This window comes from Roseofilum acuticapitatum BLCC-M154, from assembly GCF_030068475.1.
GTDB lineage: Bacteria > Cyanobacteriota > Cyanobacteriia > Cyanobacteriales > Desertifilaceae > Roseofilum > Roseofilum acuticapitatum.
The window spans coordinates 34,395-53,238 of record NZ_JAQOSP010000081.1; the positions used below are offsets into that span (position 1 = coordinate 34,395).

At 47.9% G+C, this 18,844-nt stretch carries 15 protein-coding genes and 1 tRNA gene; 6 read left to right on the forward strand and 10 right to left on the reverse strand.

The features are described 5' to 3' along the window. Positions 1 to 49 precede the first annotated feature (49 nt). The 5 genes from PMG71_RS11865 to PMG71_RS11885 form a co-directional block, all read right to left on the reverse strand. A complete protein-coding gene (locus PMG71_RS11865) occupies positions 50 to 1,393 on the reverse strand; it encodes a nicotinate phosphoribosyltransferase (protein ID WP_283753899.1) in 1,344 nt (447 codons plus the stop codon). A gap of 94 nt (positions 1,394 to 1,487) precedes the next feature. Continuing rightward, positions 1,488 to 2,780, reverse strand: a complete 1,293-nt coding sequence (locus PMG71_RS11870) for a hypothetical protein (RefSeq protein WP_283753900.1) — start codon at positions 2,778 to 2,780, stop codon at positions 1,488 to 1,490. A gap of 25 nt (positions 2,781 to 2,805) precedes the next feature. Next, positions 2,806 to 3,534 (reverse strand): hypothetical protein, encoded by a 729-nt coding sequence (locus PMG71_RS11875; protein WP_283753901.1) that lies wholly within the window; start codon positions 3,532 to 3,534, stop codon positions 2,806 to 2,808. 243 nt (positions 3,535 to 3,777) lie between these two features. After that, positions 3,778 to 4,335, reverse strand: a complete 558-nt coding sequence (locus PMG71_RS11880; RefSeq protein WP_283753902.1) for a Uma2 family endonuclease — start codon at positions 4,333 to 4,335, stop codon at positions 3,778 to 3,780. 245 nt (positions 4,336 to 4,580) lie between these two features. Then, entirely contained in the window at positions 4,581 to 5,966 is a 1,386-nt protein-coding gene (locus PMG71_RS11885; protein WP_283753903.1) for a tetratricopeptide repeat protein, read from the reverse strand. A gap of 256 nt (positions 5,967 to 6,222) precedes the next feature. Between PMG71_RS11885 and PMG71_RS11890 the strand changes: the two genes are divergently transcribed. Then, positions 6,223 to 6,369, forward strand: a complete 147-nt coding sequence (locus PMG71_RS11890) for a hypothetical protein (protein ID WP_283753904.1) — start codon at positions 6,223 to 6,225, stop codon at positions 6,367 to 6,369. A 112-nt stretch (positions 6,370 to 6,481) separates the two neighbouring features. On the opposite strand, the gene PMG71_RS11895 is transcribed toward PMG71_RS11890, so the two are convergent. Both PMG71_RS11895 and PMG71_RS11900 read right to left on the reverse strand, forming a co-directional pair. Beyond that, the gene (locus PMG71_RS11895) at positions 6,482 to 6,928 is read right to left on the reverse strand and encodes a DUF1824 family protein (RefSeq protein ID WP_283753905.1); all 447 of its coding nucleotides are present in this window, start codon (positions 6,926 to 6,928) and stop codon (positions 6,482 to 6,484) included. A gap of 60 nt (positions 6,929 to 6,988) precedes the next feature. Then, complete coding sequence (locus PMG71_RS11900; RefSeq protein ID WP_283753906.1) at positions 6,989 to 7,876, reverse strand: 4-hydroxybenzoate solanesyltransferase; 888 nt, start codon at positions 7,874 to 7,876, stop codon at positions 6,989 to 6,991. A 141-nt stretch (positions 7,877 to 8,017) separates the two neighbouring features. Between PMG71_RS11900 and PMG71_RS11905 the strand changes: the two genes are divergently transcribed. The 5 genes from PMG71_RS11905 to guaA all read left to right on the forward strand — a co-directional run bounded on the left by PMG71_RS11905 (position 8,018) and on the right by guaA (position 13,757). After that, positions 8,018 to 9,334: a cytosine deaminase gene (locus PMG71_RS11905; RefSeq protein ID WP_283753907.1), complete on the forward strand. Its 1,317-nt coding sequence runs from the start codon at positions 8,018 to 8,020 to the stop codon at positions 9,332 to 9,334. Between the two features lie 146 nt (positions 9,335 to 9,480). Next, a complete protein-coding gene (locus PMG71_RS11910; protein WP_283753908.1) occupies positions 9,481 to 10,617 on the forward strand; it encodes a patatin-like phospholipase family protein in 1,137 nt (378 codons plus the stop codon). 63 nt (positions 10,618 to 10,680) lie between these two features. Beyond that, a tRNA-Ser gene (locus tag PMG71_RS11915) sits at positions 10,681 to 10,769 on the forward strand. Between the two features lie 153 nt (positions 10,770 to 10,922). Continuing rightward, entirely contained in the window at positions 10,923 to 12,017 is a 1,095-nt protein-coding gene (gene cbiD / locus PMG71_RS11920; protein WP_283753909.1) for a cobalt-precorrin-5B (C(1))-methyltransferase CbiD, read from the forward strand. 132 nt (positions 12,018 to 12,149) lie between these two features. Next, positions 12,150 to 13,757: a glutamine-hydrolyzing GMP synthase gene (gene guaA, locus PMG71_RS11925; RefSeq protein WP_283753910.1), complete on the forward strand. Its 1,608-nt coding sequence runs from the start codon at positions 12,150 to 12,152 to the stop codon at positions 13,755 to 13,757. Between the two features lie 350 nt (positions 13,758 to 14,107). Here guaA and PMG71_RS11930 read toward each other — a convergent pair whose 3' ends face one another. The 3 genes from PMG71_RS11930 to trxA form a co-directional block, all read right to left on the reverse strand. Further along, positions 14,108 to 16,864, reverse strand: coding sequence for a DEAD/DEAH box helicase (locus PMG71_RS11930; RefSeq protein ID WP_283753911.1), 2,757 nt, complete (start codon positions 16,862 to 16,864; stop codon positions 14,108 to 14,110). Positions 16,865 to 16,953: 89 nt separating this feature from the next. Then, entirely contained in the window at positions 16,954 to 18,015 is a 1,062-nt protein-coding gene (locus PMG71_RS11935; protein WP_283753912.1) for an LOG family protein, read from the reverse strand. Positions 18,016 to 18,261: 246 nt separating this feature from the next. Next, positions 18,262 to 18,618 (reverse strand): thioredoxin, encoded by a 357-nt coding sequence (gene trxA, locus PMG71_RS11940; protein ID WP_283753913.1) that lies wholly within the window; start codon positions 18,616 to 18,618, stop codon positions 18,262 to 18,264. Positions 18,619 to 18,844: the final 226 nt, after the last annotated feature.

Below are 18,844 nucleotides of genomic sequence, written 5' to 3' on the forward strand. Positions count from 1 at the left end.
TCAAATCAGTTGTAGAGAGGCGGGGACGGCTCCCCATCTCCCTATCTCACTATCCCCCCATCTCCCCGATCAATTGTTGTAGTTTAGGGGAAATTTCCATGGGTACAGGAACGGGATCTTCTAATTGGCGACAGGAGGGGGGAAGACTGAGGACAGAGGTGCGGGTACGCTCTTGGATCAGATCGAGGGTATCGGGAAGAGTGACGAATTCTCCGGCTTTGAGCAGGGGTTGCAAGAGGGGGGTTTCTTCGGGTTCGGGGGGTTCATGGATTAAACCGAGGCGATCGCCGATACATTCTCCCTCATGGAGTCGCCGAAAGATTTGTTTGCGTCCAGGATAGCTGACTTTATTGGTGGAGCGCTTCATCACTGGTTTGTCTGCAATTTCCACCAGTTTATAGACTCCGTTCACTGGGGAACCGGTGACCAATTTTGTGCCAATTCCATAGCCATCAATACAAGCACCGGCTTGATTTAAGCGTTGCATTTCGTATTCGTCAATGTCTCCACTGACAAAAATGGGCGCTTGGGGCAAGATTTGGCGGATGTTCTGGGATAGAGTAACCAGATCTCCGGAGTCTAGGCGAATACCGGCAACGTCTAGGGTTCCCGCTTTTGTTTGCTCGGCTAACCGTTCGGCTGCTGCCAAGCTGTCGTAGGTGTCAATTAACAAAGGAGCGCCGGGAAAATAGCGGTAAAAGGCTTGAAAGGCGGCATCTTCTGCACCTTCGCAGGCGGCGATCGCCATTACGAGAGAATGAGCCATGGTTCCTGCGGGGTTGCGACCCAATTTTAGGGCGGCTAATACATTGGATGTGGCATCCATTCCCCCGGCGATCGCCGCTCGTGCTGCCCAGAGTGCCCCCTGGGGACTAAAAGCCCGTCTTGTGCCAAATTCCAGGATCGAGGCATCCTCACCCGCCATATCCCGCATTCGGGCGGCTTTGGTGGCGATGAGGGTTTGATAATTTAAGGTATTGAGTAAATAGGTTTCCACCAGTTGAGCTTGCCAGAGGGGAGCTTCAATTCTCAAGAGGGGTTGATTGGCAAAAATAGCGGTTCCTTCGGGTACAGCCCAAACATCGCCAGTAAAGCGAAACTGGGCTAATTTTGTCCAAAACTCGGCAGGGGCATGGTCAAAAATACCCGTTGCTCGGAGTGCTTGAATCTGATCGGGCGTAAATTGCAGGTTTTGCAGATACTCCAGCGCCGGTTGCACTCCCATGGCGATCAGGTAACCGAAACCTGGAGGTAAACGGCGGGTGAACAGTTCAAAGCTGGCGCGGTGTTCTGCTATGCCTTCGCCGATGTAACAGGCGTTCATGGTGAGCTGATAGAGATCGGTGAGTAGGCTGTTGTCTGCGAGGTTGAGGGTGAGTAAGGAGTGTTGCATTTTGGCGATCGCCTCCTTTAAGGCTGCTTCCCTTCCTATTATAGTAGATTAAACCATAATTGTGTCAACCTATTTTTATAAAAACCACCTTTACTCAGGGATTGGGGGGAACTTTGGGGTCATTCTCCGGAAGCGTGACAAACAAATAGGGCAATAAAAACCCAATGACTGCCGCAGCAAATGATAGGGCAGCCGTAATTTGATCGGGACTCAGATAACGACTGAGCCAACTGGAGTTTAAGGTTTGTACGGGATAATCTGGATCGAGTCCTACAGTCAACTTCTTGCTTTTCCCCGCTAACCTAACTTGCAGCCCTACAGGATCACAATTGAGGTCAAAATAGCGCAATTTCTCAATATCCTGAGCATCTGCTGTGGTTAAAAATTGATTGTCCTGTATCGTTAGAGTTTTATCATTCATACGGACTTCCCCTTTCAGAATAGAAGAGTGAGGGAAATCATTGCGAGAATCTCCCACGCGATCGATCCATTTTAAGCTCACATCAGTTACCGGTAAATTTCTCCCAATCCATTCCGGTTCTGTCTGCATGTTTTCCCTAAAATTTAGCGATAACTGGGTTGAAGAAAACAGGGCTAATTCAGGATTGAGGGGCGCATTAGGAGTAAATTGAAGTTCGGTGATGGGGGCTTCTAATCCCTCTATTTTGATATTTTCAAGGACTAAAATAAAGAGTTCTGGATTGAGTTTGAGTTGTAGAATAGCCGGTTTTTGGGGGGACTCATTGGTAGGAAAGTTCAACCCCAGATTCAGTTGAGTTTCCGGAGGATAGGAACGATAACTGAGATTGACTTGAGTGGTTGAATTTAAAGCCAGCCGATCGATCGCTAAACCTTGAGCAGTTGAAGGATAGAGTAACAGGTGACTGTTGGCTTCAGAAAAGGTAAACGAGAGTTCTGTTTTTTGGCTTAAAATTGAGTTGATTTGAGGATTTTCTGGACTGGTAAAAGTTCCCCTTAAGGTTAGAGTTTCTGAGGAGGTTTGTAAACTTAAAGAGGTTAGATCGTCGATATTTTGCAGCAAGAAGCGGGAGTTGGGTTCCGGAGTCGTGAATTGAATATGACTGATGAGTAAGGTGGCTTCAAAGTTTTGGGTTCCGGGAATAAAAAAGTGGGTCAGCAAGATAATAAAAGATACGGAACATAGGATAAATGCAGCGATTTTATCTTTTTTACTTGTCAAGCGTTTGAAGGGAATGGGGGAGACTTCAGCGAGGATCAGAATGATTTTGAAAAAGCCGACTATGGGTAAATATATCAATACCGACAGAATCCAGGCAAGCCCATCGATAAGGTGAGACCAAATAGGGCGATCTCGGTCAGATTTTGAGGCGTTCTGTTTGGGGTGGTTTCGGTTGGAAGATTTCATCTAGGAGTTATGTTCAAATTAGGCGCTAAAACCAGGCTGGATTATGATAAAATAGAATAATTCGGGTATCCGTTTCTTTAGGTTGTCCTGGTTTTTGTTGTTCCATCACTATATAGAGTTCGTAGCGTCCCGCAGGAGCATTACCAAATGTCCAAGTAAAGGGGACTTGTCCAGTTTTGGGAATTTTTTGGGAAATATTATGGTAAATTCTACCGTCTTTGCGAATTTGTACAGTGGGGAAAGTGGTACGTGCATTGCCGACAAATAGGGTGAATTCGTAGCGTTGAGAAGAGGGGTCGAGAATAACGGGATAGTAGATAGTTTCGCTCTTTTGGGTCAGATATGCAGTGGCTCGCAGACTATCGGGAGCAACTCTAGCTCGTTGTAAAATGGGCTGGGTATCTAAGTTATATTCCATACCATTGCGGATAGGCAAGAAGCGGTTGAGGTTGTCGAGCAGGTAACCGCGATCGAACGATTGCATGATAAATTGGGGCTGTTGGTTAATGCCGGGAATGCGGAGGGTGAGGGGGTTGGGATATGCCGCAGGTGCGCCCGTGGTAAAGGATACTAAGCGAATGCTGGCGCTAATGTCGTGATTGACTAAGCCTTCGCAGCGATCGCCCCTATCCATATAGGCTAGACTATTACGGTTACCCGTGGGACAAGCCAAAGCCGGTGTAGCGCTGAGGGTAACCGCGAGAGATAGGAGCGTTAGGAAAATTTTGGTATTTCTGCAAGCGGACATCAACATGATTCAAGCCTCACTCAAGACTGATTCTATTATAAGAAACATTATCCTGTAGGGGCGGGTTATACCCAAATATAGGATACCCACAAATCAATTCTCTCAACCCGCCCCCACCCCACCATTAAACCCACCGGATAGAATTGTCTCGATGTCGTGTTGGGCGGGTTTACAAAGGTTATCGGTGGGTTTTGAAAATGATTGGTGAACCCGCCCCTACGAATCCTGATTGTTTTCTCATTTTCAGATTTAGGATAATGTTAAATAACCAAATAAACCATCGCAGGAGAGGCGAAACCCCGGTAAAATGCTCAAGGTGGGGAGAATAGCTTCCCCTTGGTGAACTTGGGGTTGTTGTTGAGGCTTGAAGCTCATCACAGAACGTACCTCTGGATCAATTAACCAGCCTAACTCTGTACCGTTATTGAGACAAAAGAGAATCTTTTCAATCACTTGCATAGAACTTTGCTCAGGGGAGAGAATTTCAATCGCCCAATTGGGGGCAGCAGTAAAGGTATCGGTAACTTCTCCTTCTGGGTTTAAGGGGATGCGTTGCCAGGAAAAGACGCTAATATCAGGAACCAGAGAACGACCGGCAAATGTACAGCGCAGTTCAGTAAATGCCAGGGCAATCTTTTCCGGTTCTGCCACCTGATTGAGTGCCGTAGCTAAACCCGTTTGCAACCGGCTATGTCGTCCTTTAGGCATGGGTTTAGAAGAGATTTGGCCATTACTATATTCTTGTGCGGGTTGGGTTTCTGGGAGGTTGAGAAAGGCTTCGAGAGACAGTTGAGAGGCAACAACCATAATCATGAGCAATGAATAATGAATTAGTGTAGACCAGTTGGGCGGGTTTCGCTGTTAATCGATCGTCCTGTAGGGGCGGGTTATACCCAAATCTAGAACACCAAGCCATCAATGAACTAAACCCGCCCCCACCCCTTGATGTCCGGTTGGGCGGGTTTACAAAGGTTATTGGTAGGTTTTGAAAAGGATTGGTGAACCCGCCCCTACGAATCCATTGTTAATTGTTCATTGTTCATTGTTAATTTTTAATTCATCACCCCCCAGCGCCGCAACTGTTCAACCACCGAATCAATGGGGTGGCCGAAACCGAAACCCCGCGTCGCGATAGGATTTTCGGGGATGTCTGGTGTGGCGATATTGGGGTCGGTGTCGATACCTTCAGTGGTAATCAGTTGGATGACAATACCGATGACTTCCTTGGTTTCCGAGTTGAGAATGGGGCCGCCAGAATTGCCAGAGGCGAGGTTTGCGTCTAGGGTCATCTTATGGCTGTTGAAGTTAACATTGGTGACGTTGCCGATGACCACATTCCAGTGGTCGCTCAGATTATAGGGATGACCGATAATCGTCACCGGTTGGGTGCGCGGAATAGCACCGGAATGGAATTTCAGGGGGCGGATGGTGTCGTCGTCTTCTCGGATGCCTTCCACTTTAATCACCGCTAGGTCGAGGGGGTCTCCAGGACGGGTAATGTGTTCCAACGTCGCTGGGTAGGGGGTACGTTGGTTATAGTCTAGGGTGCTGAAAAACTCCACTTGAATGGTTTCGCTGGGACGGTTGCCGTGTTGAATGACATGGCGGTTGGTCATAATCCAGAGGGTATCCCCTTCGCGCTTGAAGATCCAACCCGTGCCATAGTCTTTACCCTGGCTGTTTTCGGTAATGATGCGAACCGTGGAGCGCATTTCATAGACCAGGGGTTCGTCTTCTGGGCTGGGAACATAGGCCAGGTCGCTGGGTGGGGGTGGGGTGCGCTGTTGGGCCAGGAGGCGCTCGGCTTCCTGGAGGTTGTTTTGGGCAGCGACAAAGTTGGGGTCAATTTGAAGGGATTTTTTGTATTCGGCAATGGCCCCTTGCAGGTCGCCTTGTTGTTGCAGGGCATAGCCGAGAGCATTGTGAGCGAGGGTATGGGCGCTGGCTGGTGTGGCTTTTTCATCGGGTAAACTGAGGGCGCGGCGATAGGACTGCACTGCCTCCGGGAGTTTCCCTTGCTGTCTGAGGGCAAGGCCCAGGTTGTTGTGAGCGCCGGCAAATTCGGGGTCAAGTTGAAGAGCGCGGCGATAGGACTGCTCTGCCTCCGTCAGTTTCCCTTGGTCTCTGAGGGCATTGCCCAGGTTGTTGTGAGCGCCGGCAAATTCGGGGTCAAGTTGAAGGGCGCGGCGATAGGACTGCACTGCCTCGGTGAGTTTCCCTTGGTTTCTGAGGGCATTGCCCAGGTTGATGTGAGCGCCTGAATTATCTGGGTCTTCTCGGATGACTCTGAGCCAAATTAATTCGGCTTGGGCATAGTTGCCAGCACTCTGGGCTGCGTTGCCCTGTTTCCATAACTCGTCAATCGTTTGGGCAATGGTCGCTTGGGGAGTGACGACCACGGCGAGAGTTAACCAAAATGCCCAGAATTTGCGAAACACGGTATCAATTAACAATGAACAATGAACAATGAACAATGAACAATGGGGGTCGATCGCTATTGTAGTGGATTTTTGCGGGTGGGGGGTTTTCATCTCCCCATCCCCCCATCCCCCCATCCCCCACTCCCCACTCATTATTACTAAACGCAACAGAATATAAAGAATAGTAGCGTAGCGATCCCACTTGTCAGAGAATTGCTATAATCAAGACATCAGGAATAAATCCAATAATTTCAATTCAAGAAAGGAGACAGTTATGAATATGTTTTCTGCCATAAACGATCTCGTGATGTATATGTTTGATGCCATCGGCGAAATCTTCAGTCCCAATCACGATCAATATCCCAGTGTTGGCGTACAACCCTTTAACGGTGAAGCCTTGTCCGAGTGGATGGAATTCTAATCTTGTTGGAAACCTTTTGAGAGAAACGCTTAAATTTTATGAATCTGTTGACCCTTCCCGGTAGTTTGTTCCCAAACAGGCTACCGGGTTTCTCATGGCACTACACTAGGCGTTAAGACTTAGCAGAGATGGGTTGATCGTCAAAGAGATTTAAGGGGAAATAACCAAAGGTTCCATTGAGTTGATCGTAGTCAGAAGATAAACAAGAAATTAAAACCCCTCGATAGTCTCCTGTATAGCTATCGTGATAATGGGCTAAGGTTTGGCCATTAAACTTAATATAAACCGGTTCATCGATCGCCGGAAGTTGCACCAGATTAAAGGGAACCGGATAGCCCAAAGCGCTCAAATAATGGGCAAGAGCGGTAAACCCTTGCGTCCCCTCATCGGCACACACCCCGAAATTATGATGATCGGCTAAACTCGCAACATGGATTAAGTGCGATCGCAGTTGCTCCCGTTGCTCTGGTACACTCAGATCCACAGACTCCGGTTGCAGACTAAACACTTGCAGATACTTAAGAGCAGCTTGGGTTTCAAGACTCAAAGATAAGGACACAATGGGTAAGGATAATAGAACAGCAAGCCATCATCATAGCGAAAGAGGGACACACCAGTGCTATCCCAACAGTGTGCCGGAAATCATGGCAGCTAAGAGCATGAAGCCAATGATTACATTTTGACCAAAAATTTGCCCGTAGAGACTGGGGGAAACCTCCGGTTGTAGGAGATCGTAAACCTGTTTCGCCCAAAAAATCACCGCCAGGCTCCACCCTAACCAAAATGTCCAATGGAGCGCCATTATTTGGCTCTCTAGGGCTAATAAAAGGGCAGTTCCGGCAAAAAAGACTCCCACGGCGATCGGAGTGTTATCGCCGAAAAATAGGGCGCTGGAGTTGACTCCGATGCGTTGGTCATCTTGGCGATCGGGCAGGGCATAGACGGTATCAAAACCGAGAGTCCAGAGGACAACTGCCCCCCAGAGTACCCAGGTGGCGGGTTCTAGGTTGGCGGTAATGGCGCTCCAGCAGATGAGGACGGCAAAGCCCCAGGCAATGGAGAGAACCAGTTGGGGCACGGGAAAGACTCGTTTGGCAGTGGGATACAGGACGATGACGGGAACAGCAGCAACGCAGAGCAGGAAACTAAACCGGTTGAGATAGAGGGCTAGGAGGGCAGCACAAAATAGGGCTAAAATGGCGATCGCCACTCCCACCTGAACTGAGAGAGCGCGAGACGCTAGGGGACGGGTTTGGGTGCGTTCCACTTCCGGGTCAATATTGCGATCCCACAGGTCATTAATCACACATCCAGCAGCACTGGTGACGAATGTTCCGACAATAATCACACCCACTAGGGGCAAGGGGGGAGTCCCTTGGGCAGCCAGGAATACAGCCCATAGGGCGGGAATCATGAGAATAAAGCGACCGGCGGGTTTATGCCAGCGTAAGAGTTTAATGATACTGAGCCAGGTGGGATCGGTTTGGGATGGTGATGGACTAACCATAGTGAATGAGATTGAATGAGTTGAAAGGAGAGAGCGATCGTTAATAGGGTTTTTCAAGTCAATATACACATTTATTGGCTTGTCCGTCACCCAGGAAAGAAAGGTAGTAAATTAGGATAAATACTTTGCATCCTATCCTCCATGACTCCTCGCACCCTCTTAGAGCAAGACCGCTATTGGCTCTATAATGCCCATGTTCCTCTGTCTCTGTTTCTCCCGAAACATTGCCCCCCCACAGCCAAACCGGACTCGGAAAAATTAGTGCAGGTGGATCTCCAGATTGAAGATGGCATGATTACGGGGATTTGCGCCAGTGGTAACCGCCTTGTGAGTGATTCAAATGAGGTTTACGATCTCAAAGGAGGTCAAGTTTGGCCGGCTTTTGTGGATATCCATACCCATCTGGATAAGGGACATATTTGGGATCGTAGCCCTAATCCTAATGGTACATTTGAGGGGGCGATCGCCGCTTCCGTCCAAGATAGCCATCTTTACTGGACTGCCGAAGATCTCTATCGCCGTATGAATTTTGCCCTCAAGTGTAGTTATGCCCACGGTACTCAAGCCCTCCGCACCCATCTAGACTTTAGGGGCGCAGAAATGGAAGTCACTTGGGAAGTCTTCCAAACTCTGCGCCAAGAATGGCAAGGGAAAATTGACTTGCAAGCCGTGAGCTTAAGCACCTTAGAACAATTATGTACTCCAGAAGGACAACAGTTAGCCGATCGCCTCGCAGAAATCGGCGGTATTTTAGGCGGAATGCCCCTCATGAATCCTAATTTTTCGCGCCAACTTGATTCTGTATTTTCTATGGCAAAAGAGCGCAATTTAGATCTAGATTTCCATACCGATGAAAATCTAAATGTAGAAGCGCGTACCCTTTATCACGTAGCACGAACAGCGCTGGACTATCAATTTCAAGGGACAATTACCTGCGGTCATTGTTGCAGTTTATCGGTACAAACTCCAGAAATCGTTACACAAACCCTAGATGCAGTAAAAGCCGCTAACATTGCCCTTGTCAGCTTACCCTTGTGTAACCTGTACCTACAAGACCGACAACCAGGCAAAACCCCCACCCATCGTGGGGTAACCTTAGTTCAGGAAATGCAAACTATGGGCATTCCCGTCATGTTTGCCTCCGATAATTGTCGCGATCCCTTCTTTGCCTTTGGCGATCATGACGTGCTAGAAGTCTTTAATCAATCGGTACGAATTGCCCATTTAGATATTCCTTATGGCAACTGGCCCCAAGCCGTGACCACAATTCCCGGTAAAATCATGAAATTACCGTATCCTGTGGCGATCGCCGTCGGTTTACCTGCTAACTTAATACTCTTCAAAGGACGGCACTTTACCGAACTTTTAGCCCGCTCCCAACATGACCGGATTGTATTGCGTAACGGTAAACCCATCGATACAACCTTACCCGACTACGCCGAAGTTAACCCCTATTAAACTCCAGTCCAGTGAACCCGATATTATGAGAGGTTTCGCCCTCTGGCTGAGTTTAACCCAGTACACTATCCTATGTAGAGAGAATTGGCGATCGTACTCTACAATTCTTACAGCACCCTCTCAAACCCCGATCTCCGAAGCTGAACATGGAATTTATTAACATCAATCCCCAACTTCTCGAAGATCAAAATCTCCGACTCACCCCAGAAGAAAAACAATCCATTTGGAGTCGTTTTCCCGAACCCATAGACGGTCATTACTGCGCCGATGCCATCTTTGAAGGGGGAGGAGTACGGGGTGTTGCCCTGCTCGGAGCCTTGCGATGTTGTGAAGATCTACACATTCACTGGAAAAAACTCGCCGGAACCTCCGCCGGTTCCCTAACCGCAGCCCTCTTAGCCGCTAATTTTCCCATCCATGAACTCGAAGCCATTCTCAGCACCATCAACTACGATCGCATCCTATCGAAAAAAACCAGCCCCTTCATTTTCAACGGCGATCCCAGTAATGACCTGCAAGCACCCTTATGGATGATTATTTCCTTACTCTTAACCCAACAACTCGGTCAATATTCCTCCGATCCCTTCCGGGACTGGATCGCCAAAACCATTGAACCCAGAGGGATTAAAACCTTTGCCGACATTAAAATTCCCGATCCTCAACGGGAGCTAAAGGTCGTTGTCTCCAATATCACCCACTCGGAAATGCTCGTCCTACCCGACGACCTCAACCCCAACCTCGATCGCCTCACGCCAAAACAAAAAGAAAGTCGTGAAGCCATGCTAAAACAGCATAATCTCACTGATTATCGGCAGTTTAGCATTGCTGAAGCCGTTCGCCTATCCTCCAGTATTCCCCTCTTCTTCAAACCCGAACAACTTGGAGATGCCCATATTCTCGATGGCGGTTTACTCAGTAACTTCCCTCTGTGGATTTACGACCGTCCTGCGGGCGATCCCCTCAACCCCCCTAAATGGCCAACCTTTGGATTTCGCTTAATCGATCAAACCCTCGACCCACCCCAAATTAACAATGCTCTCGATCTATTTACCGCTTCTCTTAGGGCAATGGCCAATGCTAGAGACCGCTACCATCAACGCCACGGTGACCAAGGCCGCGTCATTAACATTGATGTCACTGATGCTGAAGTCACCACCACTGAGTTCGGCCTCAGTTCTGCCAAAAAAGTCAAGCTTTATTGTTTAGGATATGAACAAACCAAAAACTTTTTCCTCCACCATTGGGACTGGAAGCGCCATTTGCAGGAGCGGGGATTTGATTGAAAAAAAGCCTCCATGCTCTTGCTCTTCTCAACGAAGTTTGTTATGATTGCTAATGCTTACCTTGGAGAGGTGGCTGAGTGGTCGAAAGCGGCAGATTGCTAATCTGTTGAAGGTATTAATACCTTCCGAGGGTTCAAATCCCTCTCTCTCCGTTCTCTGTAATCCTTGTGAGAGTAAGATTTCAACACTCGGACAGCTATTTAACCTTGAAGCTGCACCTAATCCGAGTTCTTATTTATTACGGGGATTTAATAAACCGATCAACACCGTAAATCAATTTCAATCCTTATCAACAACATAGCGATTTGAGTTCACCGCGTCCTGGATATACCCTACCCGTGTTTGCGGCCGCTTCCGCCGTAGCCGCCCTGAAATGCTTAAATGGGGAAGAGCAGATCGAGAGCGTATCCCTAGATTTAATCGATCCCGCCCAAATTGTCCAGGTGGCGATCGCCCAAGTCTCCATAATTCGCCCTGGAATGGCCTTGGGAATCACCCATAGCGATCCCGGTGATAATCTGGATTTGACGCGCTATACTCCCATTTGGGCATTAGTGGAAACTGTCCCCAGAACAGACTCTGAAGATCAGATCGAAATTGTAGGGGGAGAAGGCATTGGCAAACAGTCCGAAAATGAAGGAAAAGCCGCCATTTATCGCTACGCTCAGAAGGTACTCCATCACAATCTACACCCGCAATTATCCCCCGATCAAAACATTCGCATTACCTTAGTGCTTCCGGAAGGGAGGTCTTTAGCCAAACGGACTTCTCTAGAAGCTTTTGGCATTGTGGAAGGCCTATCTTTATTGGGAACCACGGGCATTTCTCAACCCTTAAGTTCCCCCGAACAGTTAAGCCAATTTCGGCAAATTTTACAGGAAAAAGCCCAGCACTACGATCGCCTGTTCTTCTGCTTAGGTGAAAATGGGTTAGCCTTAGCCCAACAAAAAGGCATCGATCCCCAACAAATCGTCAAAACCGCCAATTGGCTCGGGCCCATGTTAGCAGAAGCAGGAGCGCAACAGATCAAAGAAATTGTCTTATGGGGCTATCATGGCAAACTGATTAAGTTAGCGGGAGGCATTTTCCATACACACCACGATTTAGCCGATGGTCGTCTAGAAATTTTAACTGCTTATGCCGCTAAGGTGGGCTTATCAGGGGACAAGTTAACCGAGTTGTTCAGCGCTAACACCGTACAAGAAGGCTTAGAAAAACTGCGTCAGTGGCAAAAGGAGTCAGGAGAAAACTGGGTCGAGCGAGTTTATAGTGAAATCGTGACCCAAATCAATCGCCGATCGCAAGCTTATATCACCAAGCAAACCCAGCAACAGGTAACGGTTCACTCCGTTCTCTTTGATGGCGATCGCCAGATTATTCTCCAAAGTGTGAAAATCTAACTATTAGATGGGCGATCCTGTGATACCCTAATAAGATCAAATGTTATTCACCCCTACGACGAGCGGGCACTTGCCTTCAGTTCGGACTACGAAAACCTACAAGTCTTCTATTCATCGCATCGACCCCTTCTTATGACTGTGCAAACCGAAACTACTCTTCCAACGACCCCCGTTCGCGGACTCGATCGCCAAATGATCATTATCCTCGATTTCGGTTCCCAATACTCTGAACTGATTGCCCGTCGAATTCGAGAAACCCAAGTTTATTCAGAAGTTCTATCCTATCGAACCCCTGTAGAGCAAATTGAAAAGATTAATCCGAAAGGAATCATTCTTTCCGGTGGCCCCAATTCAGTTTACGATCCCAGAGCGCCCCAGTGCGATCCCCAAATTTTCCACATGGGCATCCCCATTTTAGGGGTTTGCTATGGGATGCAATTAATGGTGCAACAATTGGGCGGTAAGGTGGAAAAAGCAGAACGGGGTGAATATGGAAAAGCGGCCCTGTTTATTGACGATCCCACAGATTTATTCACCAATGTGGATACGGGTAACACCATGTGGATGAGTCATGCGGATTCCTGTTTGAAACTGCCAGAAGGTTTTGAAATTCTTGCCCATACCAATAATACGCGCTGTGCGGCGATCGCCAATCACGAACGGAAACTCTATGGCGTGCAATTTCACCCGGAAGTGGTTCACTCCATTGGCGGTATCGCCCTAATTCGCAACTTTGTCTATCATATCTGTGATGCCGAACCTACTTGGACAACGGAAGCCTTTGTAGAAGAGTCCATTCGGGAAATTCGCGCTAAAGTGGGACAACAACGGGTATTACTGGCCCTCTCTGGAGGCGTGGATTCGTCTACCCTAGCCTTTTTACTCCATAAGGCGATCGGCGATCAACTCACTTGCATGTTCATCGACCAAGGATTCATGCGAAAAGGGGAACCCGAATCCTTGCTCAAACTTTTTGAGGGGCAGTTCCATATTAATGTGGAATATATCGAAGCCCGCGATCGCTTCCTCAAAGCCATTGAAGGCGTAACCGATCCCGAAGTCAAGCGCAAACGCATCGGCCATGAATTTATCCGCGTCTTTGAAGAAGAATCCAAACGCCTCGGCCCCTTTGATTATCTCGCTCAGGGAACCCTCTACCCCGATGTAATTGAATCGGCCGATACCAACGTAGACCCCAAAACCGGCGAACGGGTGGCCGTAAAAATCAAAAGCCATCACAATGTCGGCGGATTACCCAAAGACCTCCAATTTAAACTCATTGAACCCCTGCGAAAACTCTTCAAAGATGAAGTCCGTAAACTTGGACGCTCCATCGGTTTACCCGAAGAAATTGTTCAACGTCATCCCTTTCCCGGCCCCGGTTTAGCCATTCGCATTTTAGGGGAAGTCACCTCTGAGAAACTCAATATTCTCCGAGATGCTGATTTCATTGTCCGCGATGAAATTCGCAACCGAGGTATTTACCATGACTTTTGGCAAGCCTTTGCCGTCCTTTTACCCATTCGCAGTGTCGGAGTCATGGGAGACCAGCGCACCTATGCTCACCCCGTAGTCTTGCGTTTTATCACCAGTGAAGATGGCATGACCGCCGATTGGTCTAGAGTTTCCTACGATTTGTTAGAAGCCATTTCTAACCGCATTGTCAATGAAGTCAAAGGGGTCAATCGGGTGGTGTATGACATTACCTCTAAACCCCCCGGAACCATTGAATGGGAATAATATCAAGTTCGCTTATTCATGTCCGCGAAGCGGAAATACCCTAATTAAAAATCCAGGGAGCAAGATGCTCCCACTCCAGTCATATCAAAGAATTCTAGGAGTGCGGGCATCTTGCCCGCTTCTGAACAAATTTTCATGTCCGCTTGCGGAAACCGGACTTGATATAGTCAGTCATTGCGAACGGAACGCAGTGGAGTGAAGCAATCTCATAATCTAGGCAGTCTTGGCGTTTACGAAGTATGCGCGAAGCGCGAATGCTTCCCGGAGGTCGCCATGACAACTGTTTAGCCGGACATGATATCACTGTTAATCGAATTGACTATATCCATCTATTTATTCCAATTCAATCCCTAAGCCGTTTCATTAACCGGGAAACGATTCAGTAACTTCATGGCGGAAATGGCATTATCCTTGAGGGTATCGGAAATATGGGGAACATGGGGAATTTGGGATAATAAGTCTAAGGTTCGTCGCAGTAAGCGGACAATATCCCCTTCATCTAAACTCGTCTGTTCGCAGAGTTCTGCCCAATCCTTTTCTTGGGCCCATTGTTCCACTAAAGCAATGAGTTCATACTCTAACCAAACCGGCAGAAGCGGGGTTTGATATTTTCCGTCTTTGTCTTTGTCTTCGTCCTTGTCTTTGTCTTTGTCCTTGTCCTCGTCTTGTTTCAGAAAGCGCCATTGTTGCTTAATCAGTTGATGACGCACTGGTTTTAAGTTTGATCGGCTCTCAATGACGGGTTGCGAGGTATGATAGTTTACCCAAGTATCAGGCCGGGGGGTTTCGGTCACTAGGGCAGCGCAAGCGGCGGCTAAATGATGGGGTTCTAATTGGGCAAAGACTTCAGAGGTTAAGGCGATACCGAGCCATAATTCATTTTCTCCTCGCAGGGTGGCTGCGGATTCACCTAGGGGAGTGGGAACTAAGTTATCATCAAGGGCATTGAATGCTTTCAAAATAGCAATTAAATTCAGAAATTGTTGCCAATAGCGAGATTTGAGGCGCTCGAATTTGCTGATCCGATCGCCAATTTCTGTTTCCAGTCTAGCAGCACGAGAAATCTGCTTGAGAATCCGACCCCGTTCTGGCCACTGATGGGCGGGATGCTCCATAATCCAACTGGTAATCTGATCGACTTGCAACTGTTGCTCATCGACCTCTGGAGCGGCTAACGTCGGTTCTAGCTGGGGAATTTGGTTGGCTGTGGCTGCCGTTTCTGCTCCACTCTTGCGACATTCTCCCGGTTTTAACTGTAACTCTGGGGGCAGTTGCCAACCATCAACCACCTTAAACCGGGGAATATCCCCATATAAACCCACCACATCCCCATAGGTCGCCACCATCCAGCGATTATCCTCTCCTAAACAGACCAAATAGGGGGCTTGGCCGCTGCCGGGGACTTTTCTGACCAAAATGGCGGAAATTGGCTCAGAAACCGTAATATACTTACCTTTGAGACTGAAGAGGGTTCCCTGGACGGCAAAATCGATCGCCGCCGCCAAATCCTTGGTTCGCGCCCGTTCTGCTTGGGTTTGCAAGGTTTTGTGCAGTCGTTTGGCTTCCCGCAGGCGCTCTTGCAGTTTCTTATAGCTGCTGGCCAACTCCTGGAGGGTTTCTAGGTCGCCATAGGGAGCGAGTTGGGAGTAAATCTGCTTTTGTTCACTTTGCAGAGCGGCGATCGCCTGATGTTGGGGAATTAAACTTAAATTCGCCATATACTGACCAAAACTGCGCTCGATCAGTTGTTTGGCTTCGTCTAGGGTATGGATTTGCAGCAGGTTTAGTACCATCCCATAGCTAGGGGTAAACTGACTCACCAAGGGATCGGCCCCGGCAGTGGCTAAATAGCCTGCTTCTTTGGCTCCTTCAAACCGAGTTTCTACAACCACCAAATGGCCAATTTTATCCATTCCCCTGCGTCCGGCTCGTCCAGCCATTTGCAGAAATTCACTGGGGTTGAGCAGACGATGGCCCTGGTCGGTACGCTTGGATAAACTGGAAATGACGGTGGTGCGAGCGGGCATATTAATCCCCGCCGCCAGGGTTTCCGTGGCAAATACGACTTTGATTAATCCCTTTTGAAAGAGTTCTTCTACAAGAGATTTCCAAGCCGGTAATAACCCCGCATGGTGAGCGGCTACCCCTCGATAGAGACATTCCACCTGGGAGCGGCGAATGGCTTCAGGATGCTTCTGTAGCGCCAGCTCTAGATGAGCTGCAACTTGCCGCTTTTCTTCAGAGGTCAGTAGAGAAAGTCCAACGGTCTGATCCACCGCCTCATCACATCTCTTACGGGAGAAAATAAAGTAAATTGCCGGTAACATATCCCGCTCTTGGAGTTGAGCCACCACAGATAATAAGCTAGGGACTTGATCCTTGGGTTTAACTTTGGGGGGTTTTTTGCCCTTGTATTTTGTATTCAGCAACAGGCGGTTAATGCCGTTCCCTTTCTTGTTCAGCAGGGGAAAGATCCCTTTAATATTGCAAAAGTTATATTGTAGGGGGACGGGACGGAAGTCTGAGTAAATGCGTTCTGTGGGGCCGTGAACTTGGGAAATCCAGTCCGTGAGCTGGTCGCTGTTGGCTACGGTGGCCGAGAGCGCAACCAGTTGAATATGGGGAGGACAGTAAATAATGGACTCTTCCCAAACGGTTCCCCGTTGGCGATCGTTCATGTAGTGACATTCATCAAGAACTACCGCCTCTACCCCTTTAATTGATGTGCCAATTTGACCGATTGGAGTTCCGTAGAGCATATTGCGAAACACTTCTGTGGTCATGATTACTACGAGAGCTTCTCGGTTGAAGGATAGATCTCCTGTAACCAATCCTACATTTTTTTTACCAAAAAGCTGACTAAAATCACGTAATTTCTGATTGGAGAGCGCTTTCAGGGGAGTGGTATAGAAGACTCGTTTTCCCCGTGACAGGGCGCGATAGATGGCGTATTCTCCGATTAAGGTTTTACCCGATCCGGTGGGAGCGCACACCACCACAGACTTATTTGCATTCAATGCGGCGATCGCCTGATGTTGAAACTCATCGAGTTCAAATGAGAACAAGCGTTTCAGGTCAAGGTCGGTAGGGGAAGGAGAACTATTCACCGTTCTAAAATTCTGAGCATAAGCTAATTTGCTCTATTTTAGTGTATTCTGGCTGAGAGCGTAGGCAAACGGGCGATCGCCTCCTGAATCTACTTCCGTTCTGGATGATTTTGAGCCTCCGAAGGTTGACCCATCTGGTTAATCCGATGAATCATCTGATAGAGTCGCCCATGATCCCGTTGATTAAAGTGTAAGACCAATCGAGGCAAGTCATGGACATCACTGAGCCTTTCTTCGGGTAAAGCTTTCGTTTTCTCAATCCTACCGCTAACCAGGATATCCCTAAACTCTTGATTGAGTTCCTCTACCTCAGCATCCGAGAGTTCAGTTTTCAAGCGCATGACAAACTGCTCGCGCACATAGCGACTGGAATGATAAACTCGATAGAATTCGGCGATCGCCTGACACGCTACATCCACTCGATCCGTAATCGTATACAGACTCAAATCATCTCCATTAATCAGATTTTGGCTTAAGAGATGATCCTGCACATATTTTTGCCATCCGTGCCAATACTGACCACCTGGTTGATCCAATAATACCAAAGGCATTGGCCCCGCTTTTCCGGTTTGACAGAGCGTTAAACACTCAAACGCTTCATCCTGAGTCCCAAACCCTCCAGGAAACAAGGCTACTGCATCCGTTTCCCGCAAGAAAAATAATTTGCGAGTAAAGAAATACTTAAACTGAATCAGTTTATCTTCTGTCACAAAAGGATTCGATCCCTGTTCAAAAGGAAGCTGAATATTTAGCCCAAAAGACTGCTCTAAACCCGCGCCTTCATTCCCCGCTTGCATAATTCCGCCCCCAGCTCCCGTCATCACCATAAATCCCTGTTGGGCAACTTGCCGGGCAAACGCTAGGGCAATCTGGTAGGCTGGAGCATCGGACGGTAAGCGAGCCGAGCCAAAAATACTAATTTTACGCACATGGCGATAGGCAGAAAAGATCTCAAAGGCTCGTTCCATATCCTGTAGAGAACCCGTTAAAATCTTCCAGTCTAAACGGTCGATCTCTTCTGCTGCAATTCGCAGGATACCGATCAGAGCTTGTTCGACCCATTTGCCATGTTCTAAACTCGGCAATTGTGCCAGAAGTTCTAGCAAATCCGCTTTCAGTGTAGCGCCAGGATCTGGAGTGGATAAAGTCATCCGCAATTGACTGTTGTGAGTAAACAGGAGTAAGTAGAGTGAGCTTAGGTTTTTGACCCAAGAAACCTAATCTGCCGTATTCTGCTCTATTGTGGATTAGGTCAATTAACCCTTATGGTTTTAGATCGGGCGATCGCGAGTTGGAGCGATTGCCTAATCAATACTTGGGCTTTTCTTTTCGGAAGATCTACAACCTTAGAAAAGCCCGTTTTCTTTACTTGACTGATTCTGTATTGGGTTTAGTGCTTACTCTTTCTCACCTTCAGAGGCACTCTGACCGCCAGGTAGATGTTTTTCTAAGGTTTGAATCAGAGTAGTTTTTGGCACTGCACCAACAACCATATCCACACGCTCACCATCTTTAAAGATCATCAGCGTAGGGATGCTGCGAATACCGTACTTACTAGCCACCTGTGGATTCTCATCGGTGTTGACTTTAACCACTTTGACTTGTCCATTAAATTGTTCCGCCATTTCTTCAACCACAGGCGCAACCATGCGGCAGGGGCCACACCAGGGGGCCCAAAAATCGACTAAAACAGGAATTTCGCTTTGAAGCACTTCCCCATCAAAAGTTTTATCTGTAACTGGTGCTGCTGCCATTAGGGGTAATCCTTATCCTACATTGCACATTAGGAATTCTATCATAACAGACCGATCGCTTTAAATAAGAAACCGCCCGAACAAACTGTTCAGGCGGAGTGTGGTGTGAGGAGTGAACGGAAACATTATGCGTCTCCGCTATTCCCTATTGTAAACAACAGATTTCACTTTTCCCCGAATTCTGTACAAATCGTAGGAATCTTTCTCAGACTTCTGACTGTTGAGA

What these genes read in the sequence shown, in the direction of transcription:
- PMG71_RS11875 (WP_283753901.1), bottom strand. Translation starts at nt 3,534, where the DNA reads ATGTTGATGTCCGCTTGCAGAAATACCAAAATTTTCCTAACGCTCCTA.
- PMG71_RS11905 (WP_283753907.1), top strand. Translation starts at nt 8,018, where the DNA reads ATGACTCCTCGCACCCTCTTAGAGCAAGACCGCTATTGGCTCTATAAT.
- guaA (WP_283753910.1), top strand. Translation starts at nt 12,150, where the DNA reads ATGACTGTGCAAACCGAAACTACTCTTCCAACGACCCCCGTTCGCGGA.
- PMG71_RS11910 (WP_283753908.1), top strand. Translation starts at nt 9,481, where the DNA reads ATGGAATTTATTAACATCAATCCCCAACTTCTCGAAGATCAAAATCTC.
- PMG71_RS11870 (WP_283753900.1), bottom strand. Translation starts at nt 2,780, where the DNA reads ATGAAATCTTCCAACCGAAACCACCCCAAACAGAACGCCTCAAAATCT.
- PMG71_RS11935 (WP_283753912.1), bottom strand. Translation starts at nt 18,015, where the DNA reads ATGACTTTATCCACTCCAGATCCTGGCGCTACACTGAAAGCGGATTTG.
- PMG71_RS11890 (WP_283753904.1), top strand. Translation starts at nt 6,223, where the DNA reads ATGAATATGTTTTCTGCCATAAACGATCTCGTGATGTATATGTTTGAT.
- PMG71_RS11865 (WP_283753899.1), bottom strand. Translation starts at nt 1,393, where the DNA reads ATGCAACACTCCTTACTCACCCTCAACCTCGCAGACAACAGCCTACTC.
- PMG71_RS11880 (WP_283753902.1), bottom strand. Translation starts at nt 4,335, where the DNA reads ATGGTTGTTGCCTCTCAACTGTCTCTCGAAGCCTTTCTCAACCTCCCA.
- PMG71_RS11900 (WP_283753906.1), bottom strand. Translation starts at nt 7,876, where the DNA reads ATGGTTAGTCCATCACCATCCCAAACCGATCCCACCTGGCTCAGTATC.
- trxA (WP_283753913.1), bottom strand. Translation starts at nt 18,618, where the DNA reads ATGGCAGCAGCACCAGTTACAGATAAAACTTTTGATGGGGAAGTGCTT.